The organism is Pseudomonas sp. D2002 (assembly GCF_013385735.1).
GTDB lineage: Bacteria > Pseudomonadota > Gammaproteobacteria > Pseudomonadales > Pseudomonadaceae > Aquipseudomonas.
Genome location: NZ_JACAPL010000010.1, coordinates 145,321 through 164,007, shown reverse-complemented (window position 1 = coordinate 164,007; position 18,687 = coordinate 145,321). Strand labels below are relative to the sequence as shown.

Sequence of the window (18,687 nt, the reverse complement as noted above, 5' to 3'; positions counted from 1 at the left end):
GTGGGAGTGTGCGGTGTTTTTGAGACCACCACCGGCATCCGGCAGTTCGCCGTTATACTCGCCGCTCTGCTTTGGAGCCAGTATGAATTCGTTGCCGATCGATGATGTTTTACCCGCCCTGCGTGACGCCTTGGCGATTCGCCATGAAGCCGTGCTGGAAGCGCCGCCCGGCGCCGGTAAAACCACCCGCGTGCCCCTGGCATTGTTGAACGAACCGTGGCTGGCCGGGCAAACCATCCTGATGCTCGAACCCCGCCGCCTCGCCGCCCGCGCCGCCGCCGAACGCCTGGCCAGTGAGCTGGGGGAAAAGGTCGGCGAAACCGTCGGCTATCGCATTCGTCTGGACAGCAAAGTCGGCCCCAACACGCGCATCGAAGTGGTCACCGAAGGCATCCTCACCCGGCGTTTGCAGGACGACCCGGCGCTGGACGGCGTGGGCCTGTTGATCTTCGACGAATTCCATGAGCGCAGCCTCGACGCCGACCTGGCGTTGGCCCTGAGCCTGAACGGCCGCGATTTGTTTCGCGATGAGCAGCCGCTGAAAATCCTGTTGATGTCCGCCACCCTTGAAGGCGAACGCCTGGCCGGGCTGCTGGACGACGCGCCGATCCTGCGCAGCGAAGGGCGTATGTTCCCGGTGCAGATGCGCTGGGGCCGGCCGTATCAGGCCGGTGAATTTATTGAGCCGCGTGTGGTGCAGACCATTCTCGAGGCAGTGCATGACGAGACCGGCAGCATCCTGGTGTTTCTGCCGGGCCAGGCCGAGATTCGCCGCGTTAATCAGCAACTGGCCGACGCCCTGGGTGATCGCCCCGATGTGTTGCTGTGCCCACTGCACGGTGAACTCGACCTCAACGCCCAGCGTGCCGCCATCGACCCGGCACCCGCCGGCAAACGCAAAGTGGTGCTGGCCACCAACATTGCCGAGACCAGCCTGACCATCAATGGCGTGCGCGTGGTGATCGACGCCGGGTTGGCGCGGGTGCCGCGTTTCGACCCCGGCAGCGGCATGACTCGTCTCGACACCCAACGCATCTCCCGCGCGAGCGCCACCCAGCGTGCCGGCCGGGCAGGGCGGTTGGAACCGGGCGTGTGTTATCGGCTGTGGTCCGAAGACCAGCATGAAGGCTTGGCGGCGTATGGCAGCGCGGAAATCCTCGCCGCCGACCTTGCCGGGTTGGCCTTGCAACTGGCGCGTTGGGGCGTCACGCCGACGCAGTTGGTGTGGCTGGATGTGCCGCCGACCGCCGCGTATGCCCAAGCCCAGGATTTGCTGGTACGCCTGGGCGCCTTGAACGACGACAAACTCACCGCCCACGGCCAGAAGATGGCCGAGTTGCCGGCGCATCCGCGTATCGCCCATTTGTTGTTGCGTGGGCAGGACCTCGGGCTGGCGGCCACTGCCTGTGATGTCGCCGCGTTGCTGGGCGAGCGCGACATCTTGCGCGGCGGCGGTGCGGATTTGCACAGCCGCTTGGCGCTGATGTCCGGCGAAGAACGCGCGCGCGGCACCCAAGGCGGCGTGCAGCGAGCCAAGCAACTGGCGCGGCAATACCGCGGCTATTTAAGAGGCCAGGCGACGCAAGCCGTGGCCGACCCCGATCACCCGCGCTGGCTCGGCGCCTTGCTGGCGCTGGCCTACCCGGACCGCGTCGCCCAGCAACGCCGCCCCGGCGGCGCCGAATACCGCCTGGCCAACGGCCGCGCCGCGCTGTTCGCCGAGGCCGACAGCTTGATGAAACAACCCTGGCTGGTGATTGCCGACCTCGGCAGCCGCCAGGGCCAGCGCGAAGAACGCATCTACCTGGCCGCCGATTTTGACCCGGCGCTGTTCGACACGGTCCTTGCCGAGCAAGTGCGCAATGTCGACCAGTTGGACTGGGACGAACGCGAAGGCGTGTTGCGCGCCGAACGCCAGCGCAAAGTCGGCGAACTGGTGCTCAGCCGCGAACCGCTCACCGGCCTCGACGAGTCTGCGCGTAGCCAGGCACTGGTCAACCTCGTGCGCCGCAAAGGCCTGGAACTGCTGCCGTGGACGCCCGAGCTGCGCCAATGGCAGGCCCGCGTCATGCTGCTGCGCCAACTGGACGCCGGCAAAACCAGCGAATGGCCAGATATCAGCGACAAGGCGCTGCTCGCCAGCCTGGAACACTGGCTGATGCCCTACCTGGGCAAAGTCTCGCGCCTCAGCCATTTCGCCAACCTGGATATTGCAAGCTTCCTGCACAACCTGCTGCCCTGGCCGCTGCCGCAACGCCTGGACGAGCTGGCGCCCCAGCACGTGAAAGTGCCCTCGGGCTCATCGGTACGTTTGGACTACAGCGAACAACCGCCAATTCTGGCAGTGCGCCTGCAGGAGTTGTTCGGGCTGGCGGACACACCACGCATTGCCGGTGGGCGCCAGGTGGTCAAGCTGCACCTGCTGTCCCCGGCGCGGCGGCAGGTGCAGGTGACGCAGGACCTGGCGAATTTCTGGCGCAGTACCTATGCCGAGGTGAAGAAGGATTTGAAGGGGCGGTATCCGAAGCATTACTGGCCGGATGACCCGTTGGTGGCGGAAGCGACGGCCAGGATCAAACCGCGCAAGTAGGCATTGTGCAGATCTAATGTGGGAGCTGGCTTGTGTGGGAGCTGGCTTGCCTGCGATGCAGACGACTCGGTCTATCTGTTTCACCGAGGCGATGCTATCGCAGGCAAGCCAGCTCCCACAAAAGCCCCTTCCCACAAAAGTCCCCATACATATTGAGCTTTGTGGTGTGGGGTTATTGAGCGGCAGGCAACAGGAAGCGTGCTATCACCGGCAGGTGATTGGAAATACGCAGCGTATCTTCCTGCCGCACTTTCGCCTCCACCCGCTTGATCCGTGGGCTGTAAAACAAATAATCCAACGTACGATCCGGGCCATCCACGTTCGGGTCATTTGGGAAGTGCGTCAGCCATTTCTCACGGTCGATGCCGCTGGATTCGCTGTTGCTTGGGATCATCGGGTATTTATCCCACAGCAGATGCAGCTCGCTGTCCGGCGAATACTGGCCGCGCTTGCCGGCATCCAGGCGCAGGAATTGCCCCAGTGGCAGCAAGTTGAAATCCCCGCCGATCAGCCAGGGCGTGCCACGGCCTTCGAACTTATCCAGCAATTTCACCGTGGCTTTAGCCTGCTCCTGCACCGCCGAACGCCCAGGCCTGTCGCCATCCAGGCGGGTATTGAGCACGGCCAGTTGGCCGCCATCGCTGAGCGGCAGGTAGGTCAGCAATAACGCGGGTTTGGGTTGGAACTGGCGGCTGATGAAGTTGGCCGGGGACACCGGCAGTTGCAGGCGTTCGGCATGTTCGATCTGGTAGCGGCTGAGGGTCACCAGCTTGCGGCCGACGCTGCCGAAGATATGCAGGTTGGGCACAAAGTCGGCTTTCCAGTCGAAGGCCTGGGCGCTGCACGGGTAAAGGTCGACCAGGCGTTCTTGCAGCAGCGCGATTTGATCCTGGTAGTGCGACGGCTTGGCGTTTTCGTCGAGTTCCTGCAACAACAGGATGTCGGGTTGTTCATCGCGGATCACCCGCGCGACTTCGTCGAGGCTGGAGGCCATGTCTTCCACGGTAGGACGGTCGTCCGGGCCGCTGCCGTCGGCGGTGTCGTACCAGAACACGTAGTTTTTGCCGGCCAGGTACTGCACGTTCCAGGTCATGACCTTGAGCGCCTGCCCCGGCAGCAAGGTCGGCGCACGGGGCGCGACGCAGCTCACGGGCAGGGTTTCTTTGTCGGCAGGGCGCCAGGTCAGGCTGTAGATCAGGGCGGCGAGCAGGCCCGCGATGATCAACAGGCTCAACAGGGTGATGCGCACTAAACGGGTCATCGGCTCGGCTTATAGCGTTCCAGGAATGGCACGGAGCATATCACCGCGCGTCGGCATCGCCACCGATCAGCATGAATAAACGAAACATCACCACGCAGGTAAACAGTTGCAGGAAGCTTTGGGCGCTGTCGATCAACAGGCCCAGCAGCGGCGCGGGATCAGGATAGGCCGCCTCGCTGACGCCCTTGAGCAGCAATAGCGGTGTCATTACGCACAGCAGGCACACCAGAATTCGCCAGAAGTGCCCACGGCTCAGGCGCACACTTTCCTTTATCGCTTCCAGCGCCGACATGCCGCGTAATACCAGCACGTATTCGGCAAACGCCAGGATGACCATCAGGCCCAGGCCCGGCAGGTAATACAACGAAAACGCATACACGAGCAGCAGCGAGCTGATGGCTGTCAGCAGGGCCAAACGTGGCCACAGGGTCAGCGCCATCGCCCACACATCTTTAGTGCGCGGCGACTCGCCACGGGTACGCGCGTCAAGAAACAGGATCAAGGCGCCGGTGTACAGCGGGTACACCAACAAGCTCGCCACCATGGGGGAACCGGGGAACGTATTCGGGCCCAGCGTGTGGTCGAGCAACTGTTGCAGGAAGGCTTCGAGAATCACCAACGGCAGGCACAACTGGACGATGGCGCCCAGGTTGCGCAGGGTGAAACGGAAGGAGTCGCGCAATACGTCTAACGGATTCATCAGGTTCATCACAGGCCTAAAAGCAAGGCCCACACTTTAACCGATCATGGCCGGCCGTAAGCAAACGTAAACCTTGCGTAAAGACCATTGAAACGTCGGTCAAGAGCCCCATAACTAGGGCGTAGCTTGCTTGATTACAGGCAGGCCCATGATTTCTACCGGCAATCTAACGAGGTCGCCATGAACAGCGAAGAGCAAACCCTGATCGATGGACTGTTTTCACGGTTGCAACAAGCCGAAACGGACTCAGCCCCCCGCGACGCCCTGGCTGAAGCGCGGATCAAGGAGCACATGACTCGCCAACCGGCCGCCGGGTACTACATGACCCAGTCGATCCTGGTGCAAGAACACGCGATCAAAAGCCTCGACGCGCAGAACAAGCAACAGGCGCAGCAGATCCAGCAATTGCAGGATGAGTTGCAGCGGGCCAAGTCTCAGGCCGCACAACCTGCGCCGAGCAGCGGTGGTTTCCTGTCGAGCATCTTTGGCGGCGGTTCCCGTGACTCGCAGCCGGCACAAAGCGCTCCGCCCTCCTCCGGTGGCTGGCGTGAACCGGCGCGGCCGTCTTTCGGTCAGCCTGCACCCCAGCAAAACTACGGCGCGCCGCAGCAAAATTACCAGCAGCCCCAGCAAGCACCCGCCGCGCCGATTGGCAGCGGCTTCCTCGGTGGCGCGCTGAAAACTGCTGCCGGCGTGGCCGGTGGTGTGATGCTGGCTGAAGGCATCAGCAGCCTGTTCAGCCACAACTCGCAACAGCCACAAGTCGTGGAAGAAATCATCCGCGAAGAGCCCGCGCCAGCCAGCGACAACGGCAACTGGGGCAACGACGACCAAAAGTTCGCCGGCAATGACAGCTGGGGCAACGACAATTCCTCGGACAGCTTCGCCGACAACGACTATTCCGACGATTCCTCGTCTTTTGGCGACGACGACTCCTTCGTCTGACCCGCACTCAACCGGGGCGCTTCGTCGCCCCGGGCTGATTTTTCGCTGAAACTTCCCCATGGCTGGCATACTGGCGCCTTTCCGGGCGCTGGCGCCTGGCTGTCATGAGGAAGTGCGGTGAAGAAAATTGCGGTGTTCGCCGATGTACAAAACCTCTACTACACCGTGCGCCAGGCCTACGGCTGCCACTTCAACTACGCGGCCCTGTGGGCGGACATCAGTTCGCGCGGGCAGATCGTCGAGGCGTATGCGTATGCCATCGACCGTGGCGACAGCAAGCAGCAGCAATTCCAGCAGATCCTGCGCAACCTGGGCTTTACGGTGAAACTCAAGCCGTACATTCAGCGTGCTGACGGCTCGGCGAAGGGCGACTGGGACGTGGGCATTACCCTGGACATCATGGACGCCGCCGACCACGTCGACGAAGTGGTGCTGGCCTCCGGCGACGGTGATTTCGACATGCTGCTCGAACGCATCATCCAAAAGCACGGCGTCGAAGCCGTGGCCTACGGCGTGCCGGGGCTGACGGCCAATTCACTGATACGCGCCGCCAGCCGCTACGTGCCGATCGAAGGCGCGTTGCTGCTCAAATAAGTCAATTGTCAGACGGAGTTGGAACAGGTTTGGAACGTATAGCGGTCATCGACTTTGAAACCACCGGCATCACCCCGAGCAGCCACTGCCGGGCCACGGAAATTGCGGTGGTCATCCTTGAGCGCGGCCAAATCGTGGACCGCTACCAGAGCCTGATGAATGCTGGCGTGCGCGTGCCGGGGTTTATCGAACAGCTCACCGGGATCAGCAACGCCATGCTGCGCAGCGCACCGCCGGCCGAGCGGGTGATGAACGAAGTGAATGAGTTCGTCGGCACCACGCCCCTGCTGGCGCACAACGCCGCGTTCGACCAGAAGTTCTGGGACTTCGAACTGGGCCTGATCCGCCGCACCCGCCTGCAAAAATTCGCCTGCTCGCTGCTGCTGGCGCGCCGTTTGATGCCTTCGGCGCCGAACCACAAGCTCGGCACGCTGAATTCGTTCGCCCAACTGCCCCACACCGGCAAGGCTCACCGGGCGATGGCGGATGCGGAGATGGCGGCCAACCTCACGGCGCATCTGGCTGAAGAATTGCGCCGTACCCACGGTTTGCGCGAACTGTCCCACGACCTGCTATGCACCCTGCAGAAAGTGCCGGCGGCGAAGATCAATGAGCATCTGAAGAAGCATCGCGGGTTCTGACGCTTGCGATGATCGTTCCCACGCTCTGCGTGGGAACGCCTCCTGTGACGCTCCGCGTCACGACCTCAAGAGCGGACGCAGAGCGTCCTGGGCTGCATGCCCACGCAGAGCGTGGGAACGATCGGTGGTTGCCTATCGAGGCTGCACACACGCCAACGCCCGACCCACCACTTCTTTTGATCGTTCCCACGCTCCGCGTGGTAACGCATCCTGTGACGCTCTGCGTCACGACCTCAAGAGCCGACGCAGAGCGTCCTTGGCGGCATTCCCACGCAGAGCGTGGGAACGATCGGCGGTTGCCTATCGCGGCTGCACACACGCCAACGCCCGCTCCACCACCTCCTTCGCCATCCCCACCAAGTGCATCACCGCCCGCTGCTGCGCGCTGATCGTCTCACCCGCCACCTGCGCCGTCTCCACCGCGCAATGCAGCAAATCCGCCGCATGGGCCAGGGCGTCTTCGAAGCTCAGGTTGTCGTTCAGAACAAAGTTGGGTGCGTCCGGGGCGGATGCTTTGAGGTAGTAGTCAATGGCTCGGCGGTTGAGCAGGGCGTCTTCGCTGAGGAAGTTTGTCTGGTTATCAGTTGAAGTAGAGGTTGTTTTGACCATGTTGAGTCTCCGGGACTTGTAACTCTCTCCTTCGTCAATTTCGGCTTGCACTTCCGGTCACCGAAGGGCCGATGACGTGGGGAAGACTAGCGGTGGAATTTAACCGGGACAAGGCATGAAACGTCGCTAGGAAACTTCCCGCAAATGAAAGGGATCGGTCTTGCTGGCCACTGAAACATCACGCCTTGGAGGGGGCTTTTGCGACATATCGGAACAGTCAGTAGGTTGAGTCTTGTTGCAATGTCGGATTCTTCTGGTTTCTCTTTCGCCAAACGCTGACTTCTTCCAAACAATTAAGATCCTGCTCGTTAGTAGCGAAAAGGAATTTGGTTTTATGAGAAATGAGATCACCGAAAAAGTGATTCAGCTGTTCGTCGATATCATTGGTTTTATCGACCGAAGCCAAGTGACTGAGCAAACGGATTTCATCCATGACTTCAAGATCATTGATGAGGATTTGACGTGCTTTGTCATGCAGATCAAATGGCAATTCAACCTGCAGGCGACTCAGGAAGACTGGGATCACATCACGACCATCAAGCAGATTGTCGACTTGATTGTGAGGCAACTGACGCCATCGCAGGCAAGCCGGCTCCCACAGTAAATTGCCTGTTTGATCGTTCCCACGCTCCGCGTGGGAACGCCTCCTGTGACGCTCTGCGTCACGACCTCAAGAGCGGACGCAGAGCGTCCTTGGCGGCATTCCCACGCAGAGCGTGGGAACGATCGGTGTCAGGTGGCTTTCCCTTCCAACTGCCCCAACGGCACCCGCCGCGCTATCGCACTCGACAAAATAATCGAGGTCTTGCTGAAGCCGAATTTCGCCACTCGATTGATCAGGTTCTCCAGCTCCGGCATCGAGCCCACCGCCGCTTGCATGATCACGCACGGGTCGCCCGTTACCCGATGACATTCGGTCAGCTCGGGGATTTCCGCGAGGGCGTCGTACACCTTCTGGCTGCCGTTGTTGGTCAAGCGCAGTTCGATCGTGCATTGGATCGGCAGGCCGATTTTGGACAAGTCCACCTTGGCCTGATACCCGGTGATCACGCCACTGGCTTCCAGCTTGGCCACGCGCTCGGCCACGGCGGGGGCGGAGAGGTTTACCGTGCGGGCCAGTTGCGCGTAGGAAGCGCGGCCGTCTTCGAGCAAAGCGCTGAGGAGCATGCGGTCGTATTTGTCCATGATAAGGCTCCGGTTACGCGTGGCTTTCGAATGCACGGTTTATAGCCTTCATAACCATGTTTTGAAAAGTGTACGGGCGGTTTAAACAGGTTTTGTAACTTATGTTTAGCGTACTGCCTTTCTAGAATAAGCCTCCCTTCTTCTGCCGCAGAGCTACCCAATGCCTGGCCCACGTCGTTTTCCCTTACCGTTGATCGCCGCTTTTTTTGCGCTGTATGTGATTTGGGGTTCCACCTATCTGGTGATTCGAATCGGCGTGGAGTACTGGCCACCGTTGATGCTCGGCGGAATTCGATTCCTGGTGGCGGGGCTGGCGATGTATGGCTATTTGCGCTGGCGCGGGGCGCCTGCGCCGACGTGGGTGCAGTGGAAGGCCGCCGCCAAGATCGGCATTTTGCTGCTGACCTTTGGTAATGGCGCGGTGACGGTGGCCGAGCACACGGGCGTTGCCTCCGGCGTGGCGGCGTTGGCGGTGGCGACGGTGCCGTTGTTTACCTTGCTGTGCGGGTATTTCTGGGGCGCGCGCAATACCCGTCTGGAATGGGCTGGCGTGGTGTTGGGGATTATCGGCATCGCCATGCTCAACATGGGTTCCAACCTGCAGTCGAGCCCGACCGGGGCGATGCTGTTGCTGTTTGCTGCGGCCTCTTGGGCCTTCGGCTCGGTGTGGAGCAGGCACTTGCCGTTGCCGGCGGGCGCCATGGCCAGTGCGGCCGAGATGATCATCGCCGGTGCTTTGCTGCTGGTGGGCAGTGCGCTGACCGGTGAGCGCCTGCATTCAATCCCGCCGATTGAAGGTTGGCTGGCCTTGGCCTATCTGGCTGTGTTCGGCTCGATCATCGCTTTCAATGCTTACATGTACCTGCTCAAGCACGTACGCCCAGCGGCCGCGACCAGCTATGCCTACGTGAACCCGGCCGTGGCGGTGTTGCTGGGCATTGTGTTTGTCGGCGAGACCATCGGCATGGAAGAAGCCCTGGCGATGCTGGTGATCATCAGCGCCGTGCTGTTGATCAGCCTGCCCCAGTGGCGCAAGCCCAAGCCGGAAATAAGGTAAACTGCGGCGCATTGCGACCTTGCGCTGAATTTTTCCTACGGTAAACACATGACTTTCGCCACACTTGGCCTGATCGAACCCTTGCTGCGCGCCCTCGAGACGCTTGGCTACCAGACCCCGACGCCGGTGCAGGCGCAAGCCATTCCGGCGGTGCTGGCCGGTCGCGACCTGATGGCCGCGGCCCAGACCGGCACCGGCAAGACCGCAGGTTTCGCCCTGCCGCTCCTGCAATTGCTGACCATGGAAGGGCCGAAAGTGGCCGCCAACTCGGCGCGCGCCCTGATCCTGTGCCCGACCCGCGAGCTGGCCGAGCAGGTTCACGCCAGCGTCGCCGAATACGCCCAGCACCTGCCGCTGACCACGTACGCGGTGTACGGCGGCGTGAGCATCAACCCGCAGATGATGAAGCTGCGCAAGGGCGTCGACATTCTGGTCGCCACGCCGGGCCGCCTGATCGATCTGTTCCGCCAGAACGCGCTGAAGCTCAACCAGCTGCAAACCCTGGTGCTGGATGAAGCCGACCGCATGCTCGACCTGGGCTTTTCCGAAGAGCTGGCGAACATCTACCGCATGCTGCCGAAAAAGCGCCAGACCTTGCTGTTCTCCGCGACCTTCTCCGATGACATCCGCCTGCTCGCCGGGCAGATGCTCAACGACCCGCTGAGCATCGAAGTGAGCCCGCGCAACGTCGCTGCCAACACCGTCAAGCAATGGGTGGTGCCGGTGGACAAGAAGCGCAAGCCGGAGCTGTTTGTGCACCTGATGCGCAAGGGCCGCTGGAAGCAGGTGCTGGTGTTCGCCAAAACCCGTAACGGCGTGGATGCGCTGGTGGATAAGTTGCAGGGCCTGGGCATCAATGCCGACGGCATCCACGGCGACAAACCCCAAGCAACCCGCCAACGTGCGCTGGACCGCTTCAAGTCCAGCGACGTGCAGATTCTGGTGGCCACCGACGTGGCGGCGCGTGGCCTGGATATCGAAGACCTGCCGTTGGTGGTCAACTTTGACCTGCCGATCGTGGCCGAGGATTACATCCACCGTATCGGCCGCACCGGCCGGGCGGGCAATACCGGCGAGGCGATTTCGCTGGTGTGTGCCGATGAGGTGAACATGCTGTCGGCCATCGAGATGCTGACGCGTCAGACTTTGACCCGCAAGATGGAGCCGGACTTCGAACCGGAGCACCGTGTGCCGGACACCGATGCCAGTGGCCAGGTGGTGAAGAAACCGAAGAAACCGAAGAAGCCCAAGGCTTCGGGTGGTGGCGGTGGTAAGCGCAATTTGGGCAAGTGGGTGGACAGTGGCGACGTGGCGCCGTCGGAGCCTTCGATCAAGCCGGTGCGTAAAGTGCCTGTTTTTAACACGGGGCCGCGTAAGAAGAAGTAAGTCTTTTGTTTGATTAACAAAGGCGTGGTGAATTAAGTGAGCGGTGCAATGCCGCTCACTCGACGCCCTGCAAGGTGTCGAAACGACAGGTTAATAATTGTATAAATTTATTTGTGTGTTTCACCCTGCGTAGAAACTTTTTGTCATCAACTGCCCTGTACGTGTTTGGAACTTAGATTTCTTACTCGCCACTGATCTATTGTAAATATCAAATTAAAATAGAGAGGTGAGTATGGCTGTTTTTCTGGTTCCGATTGGGGCAGCTGTGGTAGGGGGCCTGCTAGTTATAGGCGCCGGAATAGGGCTTAATGAGTCTCGGAAGAGTAAGGCAGCGGATGCCGCGGAAAAAAAGCCGCGGAGATCGTTGCATATGAAAAGGCATCACTAAAAGGCCAAGAGCTGTGGGTCCGAGTGAAGAAGTATGAGGAGGAGGGGGCTCTGTATCCCGCTTTTCGCGAATACAGGAAGTTCCTGGAACATATGGGAAGCCACTTTAATATCTCGCCCGAAGAAAAGCAGAAGGGTGAAGATATATATGATGGCATGAGAAAAACAGCGTTAAAGGAGTACCAAACACTGCTCAGTGACTACGACAAAGCAGTTGCCCCCCTTTACGAAAGCGGCGATGAGCCCTACCAGGTGCAGAAGGAGTTTATCGATAAATTGATAACGTTACTGGGGCCAGACGCACCTAAGGTTAAAGAGTGGGAGAACAAGTTTGGTGCTAGTTACAAGGCTTATAAATACCCTATTACCAATTGATTGTGCAGGTGGAATAGTTCTGTAGCGGAGGGTGTATAAGGTGAAAAAAACGTATTTGGACGACTTGGAGCGTGAAGCGTTAGAGCCTGTCTATCGGCCACCCACTCAACCGGCTTCGGAGGAGGCGATAGAACGATTTCCGATGGATGAGCATTTGCTCAACGTTTGGCAGCAGGCTAATGAGAGGATGCGCACGGCCGTTATGGCGTTACGCGCGAAACAAAAAGCAGATTTGCCGTTGTTTCGGGGTGGCCTGAGAAAACCTTTGCAGTAAAACCCGGTGTGGGTCATTCCTGAATCGGTATCCCCACTACGCGGCGTTCTGTTGTTGAGTGGGGCAAGGCCAGCCACTCTAGAACGCCTCGCCCGGCCGCCCGCCCGCTGGCAAAACAGCCTGTCAGCAGATACCCGCCGGTCGGCGCTTCCCAATCCAGCATCTCCCCGGCACAAAATACCCCCGGCAATTGCTTGAGCATCAGCCGCTCATCCAGCGCCTCAAACGGCACGCCACCCGCCGTGCTGATCGCCTCATCCAGCGGCCGCGTCTTCACCAAGGTCAGCGGCAGCGCCTTGATCGCCACCGCCAGCTGCGCCGGGTCATTGAAGTGTTCTGCGGGCGCCAACTCGCGCAGCAGGGCCGCCTTGACCCCGTCCAGGCCCAACTGGCTGTGCAAATGCTTGCTCATCGAGCGCGAACCACGCGGCTTGGCCAAGGCAGCCTGCACCTTGTCCAGCGGCTTGCTCGGCAGCAGGTCGATGTGCACCGTGGCCGAGCCGTCGCGATTGATGGCTTCACGAATCGATGCCGACAGCGCGTAGATCAAGCTGCCTTCGATGCCGGTGGCCGTGACCACGCATTCGCCCAGCCGAGGCTTGTCATCCGCCAGGCCGATGGCGACGTTTTTCAACGGCGCGCCAGCGAATTTGCTCACCATCAATTCACTCCAGGCTGACACCTCGAAGCCGCAATTGCTCGGTTGCAGTGCGGCGTAAGGCACGCCTTTGTCTTCCAGCAACTTGAGCCAGGCGCCGTCGGAGCCCAGGCGCGACCAGCTGCCGCCGCCTAGGGCCAGCAGCACCGCGTCGCTGTGGACAGTTTTCTCGCCGTCCGGGCTGTGGATAAGTAAGCCACCGTCGTCAGCCCAGCCCAGCCAGCGATGCCGGGTGTGGATAACCACGCCGTGGTCGCGCAGGCGCTTAAGCCAGGCGCGCAGCAGTGGGGCGGCTTTCATGTCGGTAGGAAACACGCGGCCGGAGGTGCCGATAAAGGTTTGTATGCCCAGGCCATGAATCCATTCGCACAAGGCGTCGGCACCAAACGCCCGCAGCAGCGGCGCCATGTGCGGCGCGCGTTCGGCATAGCGCGACAGGAACGCCGGGTATGCCTCCGAGTGGGTGATGTTCATACCGCCCACGCCCGCCAGCAGAAATTTGCGCCCCACCGACGGCATGCCGTCATACAGGTCCACGCGCACGCCCGCCTGGCTCAAGACTTCAGCGGCCATCAGCCCGGCAGGGCCGCCGCCGATGATAGTGACGTGTTGAGAAGAGGTCTGAGGCATGGGCAAGGCTGCGGTCGCTGAATAGGCCGAGCATTCTACCCGACGGCGACGTAGATGCCTGATCAAAAAACGTACACTTTCCTACAGGCCATACGGCTACTCGCTCTCAGGCCCTTACGCTCAAGTTATCCACAGGCCGTTCCACAGGCATTGTGGGTAACGCGCACACTTCAATGACAACCTGATGACGTCCACACCCGCTGCGCGCTGTGGTGCAGGATGCCGTGGCGGCGGGCCAGGGCGGGGCGGTCCTTGCTGTAGCCGCCGCCGATCACGCCCATCACCGGGATGTCGCGGCCCAGGCAGTGGCGCATCACACTTTCATCACGGGCGGCGACGCCTGCGTCTGTCAGCTTGAGGTACCCGAGGGCGTCATCCTTGTGTACATCGACGCCGGCGTCGTACAGCACCAGGTCGGGCTGGTACAGCGGCAGCAAGTAGTTGAGCGCGTCGTCGACCACCTTGAGGTAATCGGCGTCGCCCATGCCCATGGGCAGTGGGATGTCCCAGTCACTCTGGGCCTTGCGCGCGGGGAAGTTCTTTTCGCAATGCAGCGACACGGTGATGGCGTCCGGCGTGTCGTGGAGGATGCGCGCGGTGCCGTCGCCCTGGTGCACGTCGCAGTCGAAGATCAGCACGCGGTTAACGCGGCCGCTGGCCAGCAGGTAATGGCTGATCACCGCGAGGTCATTGAAGATGCAAAAGCCGGCCGGGTAATCGTAGTGGGCGTGGTGGGTGCCGCCCGCCAAGTGGCAGGCCAGGCCGTGTTCAAGTGCTTGTTCGGCGGCGAGTATCGAGCCGCCGACCGCGCGCACGGTGCGCCGCGCCAGGGCTTCGTTCCACGGCAGGCCGAGGCGCCGCTGGTCTTCGCGGGACAACTCGCCGCCCATGTAGCGTTCGATGTACCCAGCGTCGTGGGCCAGGGCCAGAATCTCGGGCGGGCACAGTTCGGGGCGCAGCAGTTGGCGGTCCTCGGTCAGGCCGCTGTCCACCAGGTGATCGCGCAACAGGCGAAACTTGTCCATTGGGAACCGGTGGTCCGCCGGGAACTCCGGGCTGTAATCATCGTGGTAGATCAATGGCAGTGGCATGGGATTTTCTGACGGGAACCTGCGAAGGATCTTACCAGCGCTGTACACTCACGCACATGGCAAGGGAGGGGGACCCATGGAGCCGATACTGGAATTGGAAAGCGCAAGGCTGGTGCTGCGCCAATGGCGCGACAGCGACTTACCGGAATTTGCGCACATGTGCGCCGACCCGCAGGTGATGCGTTATTTCCCGGCCAAGCTGAGCCATCTGGAAAGCGCCGCGTTGATTGGCCGCATTCGCGGGCATTTCGCTGAATACGGCTTTGGCCTGTGGGCCTTGCAGCGCAAGGACACCGGCGAATTTATCGGCCTGACCGGGCTGCAAAATGTCAGCTTTGAAGCGGACTTCACCCCGGCGGTAGAAATCGGCTGGCGCCTGGCTCGCGAGCATTGGGGCCTGGGTTACGCCAGCGAGGCGGCCTGGACGGCGCTGCGCTGTGGTTTCGACCGGCTGCAACTGGATGAAATCCTCGCGTTTACCACCGAAACCAATCTGCCATCACAAAAAGTCATGCAGGCCATCGGTATGCATTACGATCCCCTGGCAGATTTTGAACACCCCAAGGTCGCAGCCGATGACCCGCTGCGCCATCATGTTTTGTACCGCATCACCCGCGCCCAATGGTTGGACACGCTGCACGGATAAGCAGCCCGGAATGCCCTATCGATTGTTGTAGGAGTTGCTCTATGAGCCAAGTATTGGAAGATCTGGTGGACTTGCTGACCCTGGAGCCGATCGAGGAAAACCTCTTTCGCGGCCGCAGCCAGGACCTGGGTTTTCGCCAGCTGTTCGGCGGCCAAGTACTCGGCCAGTCGCTGTCGGCGGCCAGCCAGACCGTAGAAGAAGCGCGGCATGTGCATTCCCTGCACGGTTATTTCCTGCGCCCCGGCGATGCGTCTTTGCCGGTGGTGTACTCGGTGGACCGCGTGCGCGATGGCGGCAGCTTCAGCACCCGCCGCGTCACGGCGATCCAGAAGGGCAACCCGATTTTCACCTGCACCACCTCGTTCCAGTACGACGAGCAAGGCTTTGAGCACCAGACCACCATGCCCGTGGTAGTCGGCCCGGAAAACCTGCCGTCGGAGCTGGAACTGACCAAGCAGCGTGCGCACCTGATTCCTGAGCACATGCGCGACAAGTTGCTGTGCCCCAAGCCGATCGAAGTGCGCCCGGTCACGGAAAAAGACCCGTACAACCCGCAGCCGTCCGACCCGGTCAAATACGTGTGGTTCAGGGCCGACGGCGCCTTGGCTGATGCGCCGGCGCTGCATAAATACCTGCTGGCCTACGCCTCGGACTTCGGCCTGTTGACCACCTCGTTGCTGCCCCACGGCAAGACCGTGTGGCAGAAAGATATGCAGGTCGCCAGCCTCGACCATGCGCTGTGGTTCCACGCTGACCTGCGCGCCGATGACTGGTTGCTGTATGCGATGGACAGCCCGTGGGCCGGCAACTCGCGGGGTTTCTCGCGTGGCAGCGTGTACAACCGCGCCGGGCAACTGGTGGCGTCGGTGACCCAGGAAGGCTTGATTCGCCATCGCAAGGATTGGGCATGAGCCTGTCGGACGTTAAGCATTGGGTGTTTGACATGGACGGCACCCTCACGGTGGCCGTGCATGATTTTGCTGCGATTCGCGTGGCGCTGGAGATTCCGCCCGAGGATGACATCCTCACCCATCTGGCGGCCTTGCCGGCAGACGTTGCGGCAGCCAAGCATGCCTGGCTGCTGGAGCATGAGCGCGAACTGGCGCTGGGTTCTATTGCGGCCGATGGCGCGGTGGAACTGGTACGCGAATTGGCCGGGCGCGGTTATCGCCTCGGCATCCTCACGCGTAATGCGCGGGAGTTGGCGCATATCACCCTGGAGGCGATTGGCCTGGCGGACTGCTTTGCCGTCGAGGATGTGTTGGGGCGTGATGATGCGCCGCCCAAGCCGGATCCGGGTGGGTTGCTGAAGTTGGCGGCGGCGTGGGCAGTGTCGCCCAGTGAGATGGTGATGGTCGGGGATTACCGCTTTGACCTGGATTGCGGGCGGGCGGCGGGGACCAGGACGGTGTTGGTGAACTTGCCGGAGAACCCGTGGCCGGAGTTGGCGGATTGGCATGCGGCGGATTGCGCGGTTTTGCGCCGGATGATTTAGCTCAAGCGATGAAGACCAAAATGTGGGAGCGGGCTTGCTCGCGAAAGCGGTGGGTCAGTCACAGATAAGTTGACTGAAAGGCCGCATTCGCGAGCAAGCCCGCTCCCACATTTTTAATCCGGCTTCGTCAGCTACTGTTATTTCCCGAACAGTACCTTCTGCCCTTCAGGCGAAGTGAACATCCCATCGCCGTTATGCCCAACCCCCGGCACTTCCACCAGCTTCTGGGTCAGCTGCGGATGGCGCGCCTTGAGGTAATCAAAGTAGTTGTGCCCACGAATCAGGCGATACGCGCCCTGGGTTTCGGCTTCGCAGCTTTTATCCAGCGCCGGGTGGTTCGGGTCGGTGTCTTGCTGGCCCAGCAGGTAAGTGATGTTGCGTGACACGTAGGCCTGTTCAAGCTGTTGTGCGCTCTGGCCCTTGGCGTAGTCCGGCAGGTTTTGCATGCCGTATTTCCAGTCGTTGAAGCCTGGGCAACTGGCCGCGTCGAATTTGACCGGGCGCTGTGGGCTGAAGTAGGCGTAGGACGACGGGTTGGCCGCCACGTAACGCAGGCTGATGCCTTCGGTTTGCAGCATTGGGTGGTCGTGGCCGGTGAGGGCGAAGCGCTGCACCACTTGCCCACCGCCGGAATGGCCAGCCACCACGATTTCTTTGAGTGCCGGGAACAGCTTGCGGTTGCCCAGGTGCTTGATGATCTGGTCGAGGGCGCCGTAGGAGCTGATCTGGCCTGGCCCGGTGGAGGGATCGCCGGCCATCCAGTCATTGCCGTTCCAGCGCAGCACCTGGTTGTCGAGGTGGTTGCGCTTTATGTCCGACTCATTGAGAAACTGCGGCGCAATCACCAGGGTGTTGGCAGCAACCCCGGCAGCGCTGGCCGCGTCTTCACCGCTTTGCAGGTAGGTCTGCGCATTACGCAGGCGACCGTGCACGATGATCAGTGCGCGAGTGACATTGGGCAGCGGCTGGCTCCAGTCCTGGCTCAGGCCCATGCTGAGGGCGCCGGCATCCAGTTGAAAACGATCGGGACTGACCACTTTGACGCCGTGTTCTTTTTCGGCAGCCCAGGTGGAGGAAGAGCAGGCAATCATCAAACTCAGCACTAGACCCAATCGTTTATTCATCTAAAGACTCTTCGCTGTAAAAGTGTCGCATTGAGTGATCTGGCCCTGGGCGAAGCCAGTCTTGAACCAGCGAACCCGCTGTGCCGAGGTGCCGTGGGTAAACGAGTCCGGCACTACGCGGCCTTGACCCTGTTGCTGTAAACGGTCATCGCCGATGGCGTTGGCCGCATTCAGTGCTTCTTCAATATCGCCGGGCTCCAGCCAGTTCAGGCGCTTTTGCGCACGGTTGGCCCACACACCGGCGAAACAGTCGGCTTGCAGTTCCTGGCGTACCAGCAGGCCGCCGTCGCCTTGCATCTGCCGGCCCTGTTGGCGTGCGGCTTGAATCTTGGCCGAGATGCCCAACAGCGTTTGCACGTGGTGCCCGACTTCGTGGGCGATCACGTAGGCCTGGGCGAAATCACCGGCGGCCTTGAAGCGTTGCGACATTTCCCGGAAGAAATCCAGGTCCAGATACACTTGCTGGTCAGCCGGGCAGTAGAACGGGCCGCTGGCTGAGGTCGCGCCACCGCAGGCGGAATTTACCCGGCCCCGGAACAGAATCAGTTTCGGGTTTTTGTAGACCAACCCATTTTCCTTGAACACCTGGCCCCAGGTGTCTTCGGTATCGCCCAGTACCGCGCGGACAAAATCGGCTTGCTCGTCGTTGGCCGGCGGTGCCTGGCGTGATTGCGTGCTCACCGACGGCGCTTGCTCGACCTGGCCGGTCAACTGGCCGAGGATCTGCAGCGGGTCCTGGCCGGTCAGCCAGCCGATCCCGACGATCAGCACGATCGCCGTCAAACTCAGGCCCTTGCCGCCGCCAAAGCGCATGCCGCCACCGCCGCCGCCACTGTCATCGCGGGCATCTACCACGTTGTCGCTGCGTCGGCCTTTTTTCCATAGCATGGGGCAATCCTCTCGATGAACCTGTCGAACACTTTTCCAAGAGCAGTGTTGTTGGTGCGAATGAATGGCGCCAGCCCGGCTGTCCGACAAGAGACGAGAGTTGCCTAGTATCGCTGCTGTCAGGCCGTGCAGGCAGGGGCGCCAGATGAAA

20 protein-coding genes are annotated in these 18,687 nt (G+C 61.2%); 12 read left to right on the top strand and 8 right to left on the bottom strand.

Annotated elements, in window-relative coordinates; translation table 11 throughout:
- Window positions 1-82: 82 nt before the first annotated feature.
- Entirely contained in the window at window positions 83-2,590 is a 2,508-nt protein-coding gene (gene hrpB / locus HX783_RS20400) for an ATP-dependent helicase HrpB (protein WP_177018047.1), read from the top strand.
- Between the two features lie 172 nt (window positions 2,591-2,762).
- On the opposite strand, the gene HX783_RS20395 is transcribed toward hrpB, so the two are convergent.
- Window positions 2,763-3,851: an endonuclease/exonuclease/phosphatase family protein gene (locus HX783_RS20395; protein WP_177018046.1), complete on the bottom strand. Its 1,089-nt coding sequence runs from the start codon at window positions 3,849-3,851 to the stop codon at window positions 2,763-2,765.
- Window positions 3,852-3,891: 40 nt separating this feature from the next.
- Entirely contained in the window at window positions 3,892-4,551 is a 660-nt protein-coding gene (locus HX783_RS20390; protein WP_177018045.1) for a YciC family protein, read from the bottom strand.
- A 180-nt stretch (window positions 4,552-4,731) separates the two neighbouring features.
- Here HX783_RS20390 and HX783_RS20385 point away from each other — a divergent pair, with 180 nt between their 5' ends.
- From HX783_RS20385 to HX783_RS20375, 3 genes are all read left to right on the top strand, one after another.
- The gene (locus HX783_RS20385; RefSeq protein WP_177018044.1) at window positions 4,732-5,496 is read left to right on the top strand and encodes a DUF2076 domain-containing protein; all 765 of its coding nucleotides are present in this window, start codon (window positions 4,732-4,734) and stop codon (window positions 5,494-5,496) included.
- Window positions 5,497-5,613: 117 nt separating this feature from the next.
- Window positions 5,614-6,090, top strand: coding sequence for an NYN domain-containing protein (locus HX783_RS20380; RefSeq protein ID WP_017139349.1), 477 nt, complete (start codon window positions 5,614-5,616; stop codon window positions 6,088-6,090).
- Window positions 6,091-6,119: 29 nt separating this feature from the next.
- Window positions 6,120-6,731: a PolC-type DNA polymerase III gene (locus HX783_RS20375; RefSeq protein ID WP_177018043.1), complete on the top strand. Its 612-nt coding sequence runs from the start codon at window positions 6,120-6,122 to the stop codon at window positions 6,729-6,731.
- Between the two features lie 300 nt (window positions 6,732-7,031).
- Here the strand turns inward: HX783_RS20375 and HX783_RS20370 are convergent, their stop codons facing one another.
- Window positions 7,032-7,340 carry a DUF3077 domain-containing protein gene (locus HX783_RS20370; RefSeq protein ID WP_159960103.1) on the bottom strand — a complete coding sequence of 103 codons (309 nt, stop codon included), beginning with the start codon at window positions 7,338-7,340 and terminating at the stop codon, window positions 7,032-7,034.
- 334 nt (window positions 7,341-7,674) lie between these two features.
- Here HX783_RS20370 and HX783_RS20365 point away from each other — a divergent pair, with 334 nt between their 5' ends.
- Window positions 7,675-7,944 carry an acyl carrier protein gene (locus tag HX783_RS20365; protein ID WP_177018042.1) on the top strand — a complete coding sequence of 90 codons (270 nt, stop codon included), beginning with the start codon at window positions 7,675-7,677 and terminating at the stop codon, window positions 7,942-7,944.
- Window positions 7,945-8,072: 128 nt separating this feature from the next.
- Here the strand turns inward: HX783_RS20365 and HX783_RS20360 are convergent, their stop codons facing one another.
- Window positions 8,073-8,525, bottom strand: coding sequence for an Lrp/AsnC family transcriptional regulator (locus tag HX783_RS20360; RefSeq protein ID WP_145162303.1), 453 nt, complete (start codon window positions 8,523-8,525; stop codon window positions 8,073-8,075).
- Between the two features lie 160 nt (window positions 8,526-8,685).
- Here HX783_RS20360 and yedA point away from each other — a divergent pair, with 160 nt between their 5' ends.
- The 4 genes from yedA (at window position 8,686) to HX783_RS20340 (ending at window position 12,004) form a co-directional block, all read left to right on the top strand.
- Entirely contained in the window at window positions 8,686-9,582 is an 897-nt protein-coding gene (gene yedA, locus HX783_RS20355; protein WP_159960101.1) for a drug/metabolite exporter YedA, read from the top strand.
- Between the two features lie 48 nt (window positions 9,583-9,630).
- Window positions 9,631-10,968 carry a DEAD/DEAH box helicase gene (locus HX783_RS20350; RefSeq protein WP_159960100.1) on the top strand — a complete coding sequence of 446 codons (1,338 nt, stop codon included), beginning with the start codon at window positions 9,631-9,633 and terminating at the stop codon, window positions 10,966-10,968.
- Between the two features lie 411 nt (window positions 10,969-11,379).
- Window positions 11,380-11,730, top strand: a complete 351-nt coding sequence (locus HX783_RS20345) for a hypothetical protein (protein WP_177018041.1) — start codon at window positions 11,380-11,382, stop codon at window positions 11,728-11,730.
- A gap of 40 nt (window positions 11,731-11,770) precedes the next feature.
- Window positions 11,771-12,004: a hypothetical protein gene (locus HX783_RS20340; protein WP_177018040.1), complete on the top strand. Its 234-nt coding sequence runs from the start codon at window positions 11,771-11,773 to the stop codon at window positions 12,002-12,004.
- 13 nt (window positions 12,005-12,017) lie between these two features.
- On the opposite strand, the gene HX783_RS20335 is transcribed toward HX783_RS20340, so the two are convergent.
- Together HX783_RS20335 and HX783_RS20330 are read right to left on the bottom strand one after the other, a co-directional pair.
- The gene (locus HX783_RS20335; RefSeq protein WP_177018039.1) at window positions 12,018-13,292 is read right to left on the bottom strand and encodes a TIGR03862 family flavoprotein; all 1,275 of its coding nucleotides are present in this window, start codon (window positions 13,290-13,292) and stop codon (window positions 12,018-12,020) included.
- Between the two features lie 170 nt (window positions 13,293-13,462).
- Window positions 13,463-14,383 carry a histone deacetylase gene (locus HX783_RS20330; RefSeq protein ID WP_159960096.1) on the bottom strand — a complete coding sequence of 307 codons (921 nt, stop codon included), beginning with the start codon at window positions 14,381-14,383 and terminating at the stop codon, window positions 13,463-13,465.
- A gap of 76 nt (window positions 14,384-14,459) precedes the next feature.
- On the opposite strand from HX783_RS20330, the gene HX783_RS20325 reads away from it, so the two are divergent.
- The 3 genes from HX783_RS20325 to HX783_RS20315 are packed head-to-tail and all read left to right on the top strand — an operon-like array spanning window position 14,460 to window position 16,524.
- On the top strand, window positions 14,460-15,029 hold the full coding sequence (locus HX783_RS20325; protein WP_177018038.1) for a GNAT family N-acetyltransferase: 570 nt from the start codon (window positions 14,460-14,462) through the stop codon (window positions 15,027-15,029).
- Window positions 15,030-15,070: 41 nt separating this feature from the next.
- Window positions 15,071-15,940: an acyl-CoA thioesterase II gene (gene tesB, locus HX783_RS20320; RefSeq protein ID WP_159960092.1), complete on the top strand. Its 870-nt coding sequence runs from the start codon at window positions 15,071-15,073 to the stop codon at window positions 15,938-15,940.
- The gene (locus HX783_RS20315; RefSeq protein WP_159960090.1) at window positions 15,937-16,524 is read left to right on the top strand and encodes an HAD family hydrolase; all 588 of its coding nucleotides are present in this window, start codon (window positions 15,937-15,939) and stop codon (window positions 16,522-16,524) included. Before tesB ends, HX783_RS20315 begins: the two co-directional genes overlap by 4 nt.
- A 137-nt stretch (window positions 16,525-16,661) precedes the next feature.
- Here the strand turns inward: HX783_RS20315 and HX783_RS20310 are convergent, their stop codons facing one another.
- Together HX783_RS20310 and HX783_RS20305 are read right to left on the bottom strand one after the other, a co-directional pair.
- Window positions 16,662-17,648 (bottom strand): alpha/beta hydrolase, encoded by a 987-nt coding sequence (locus tag HX783_RS20310; RefSeq protein WP_177018037.1) that lies wholly within the window; start codon window positions 17,646-17,648, stop codon window positions 16,662-16,664.
- Window positions 17,649-18,536, bottom strand: a complete 888-nt coding sequence (locus HX783_RS20305) for a neutral zinc metallopeptidase (protein WP_177018036.1) — start codon at window positions 18,534-18,536, stop codon at window positions 17,649-17,651. It abuts the gene before it with no gap.
- Window positions 18,537-18,687: the final 151 nt, after the last annotated feature.

What these genes read in the sequence shown, in the direction of transcription:
- hrpB (WP_177018047.1), top strand. Translation starts at nt 83, where the DNA reads ATGAATTCGTTGCCGATCGATGATGTTTTACCCGCCCTGCGTGACGCC.
- HX783_RS20385 (WP_177018044.1), top strand. Translation starts at nt 4,732, where the DNA reads ATGAACAGCGAAGAGCAAACCCTGATCGATGGACTGTTTTCACGGTTG.
- HX783_RS20315 (WP_159960090.1), top strand. Translation starts at nt 15,937, where the DNA reads ATGAGCCTGTCGGACGTTAAGCATTGGGTGTTTGACATGGACGGCACC.
- yedA (WP_159960101.1), top strand. Translation starts at nt 8,686, where the DNA reads ATGCCTGGCCCACGTCGTTTTCCCTTACCGTTGATCGCCGCTTTTTTT.
- HX783_RS20395 (WP_177018046.1), bottom strand. Translation starts at nt 3,851, where the DNA reads ATGACCCGTTTAGTGCGCATCACCCTGTTGAGCCTGTTGATCATCGCG.
- HX783_RS20370 (WP_159960103.1), bottom strand. Translation starts at nt 7,340, where the DNA reads ATGGTCAAAACAACCTCTACTTCAACTGATAACCAGACAAACTTCCTC.
- HX783_RS20335 (WP_177018039.1), bottom strand. Translation starts at nt 13,292, where the DNA reads ATGCCTCAGACCTCTTCTCAACACGTCACTATCATCGGCGGCGGCCCT.
- HX783_RS20305 (WP_177018036.1), bottom strand. Translation starts at nt 18,536, where the DNA reads ATGCTATGGAAAAAAGGCCGACGCAGCGACAACGTGGTAGATGCCCGC.
- HX783_RS20365 (WP_177018042.1), top strand. Translation starts at nt 7,675, where the DNA reads ATGAGAAATGAGATCACCGAAAAAGTGATTCAGCTGTTCGTCGATATC.
- HX783_RS20390 (WP_177018045.1), bottom strand. Translation starts at nt 4,551, where the DNA reads ATGAATCCGTTAGACGTATTGCGCGACTCCTTCCGTTTCACCCTGCGC.
- tesB (WP_159960092.1), top strand. Translation starts at nt 15,071, where the DNA reads ATGAGCCAAGTATTGGAAGATCTGGTGGACTTGCTGACCCTGGAGCCG.
- HX783_RS20360 (WP_145162303.1), bottom strand. Translation starts at nt 8,525, where the DNA reads ATGGACAAATACGACCGCATGCTCCTCAGCGCTTTGCTCGAAGACGGC.
- HX783_RS20330 (WP_159960096.1), bottom strand. Translation starts at nt 14,383, where the DNA reads ATGCCACTGCCATTGATCTACCACGATGATTACAGCCCGGAGTTCCCG.
- HX783_RS20325 (WP_177018038.1), top strand. Translation starts at nt 14,460, where the DNA reads ATGGAGCCGATACTGGAATTGGAAAGCGCAAGGCTGGTGCTGCGCCAA.
- HX783_RS20350 (WP_159960100.1), top strand. Translation starts at nt 9,631, where the DNA reads ATGACTTTCGCCACACTTGGCCTGATCGAACCCTTGCTGCGCGCCCTC.
- HX783_RS20310 (WP_177018037.1), bottom strand. Translation starts at nt 17,648, where the DNA reads ATGAATAAACGATTGGGTCTAGTGCTGAGTTTGATGATTGCCTGCTCT.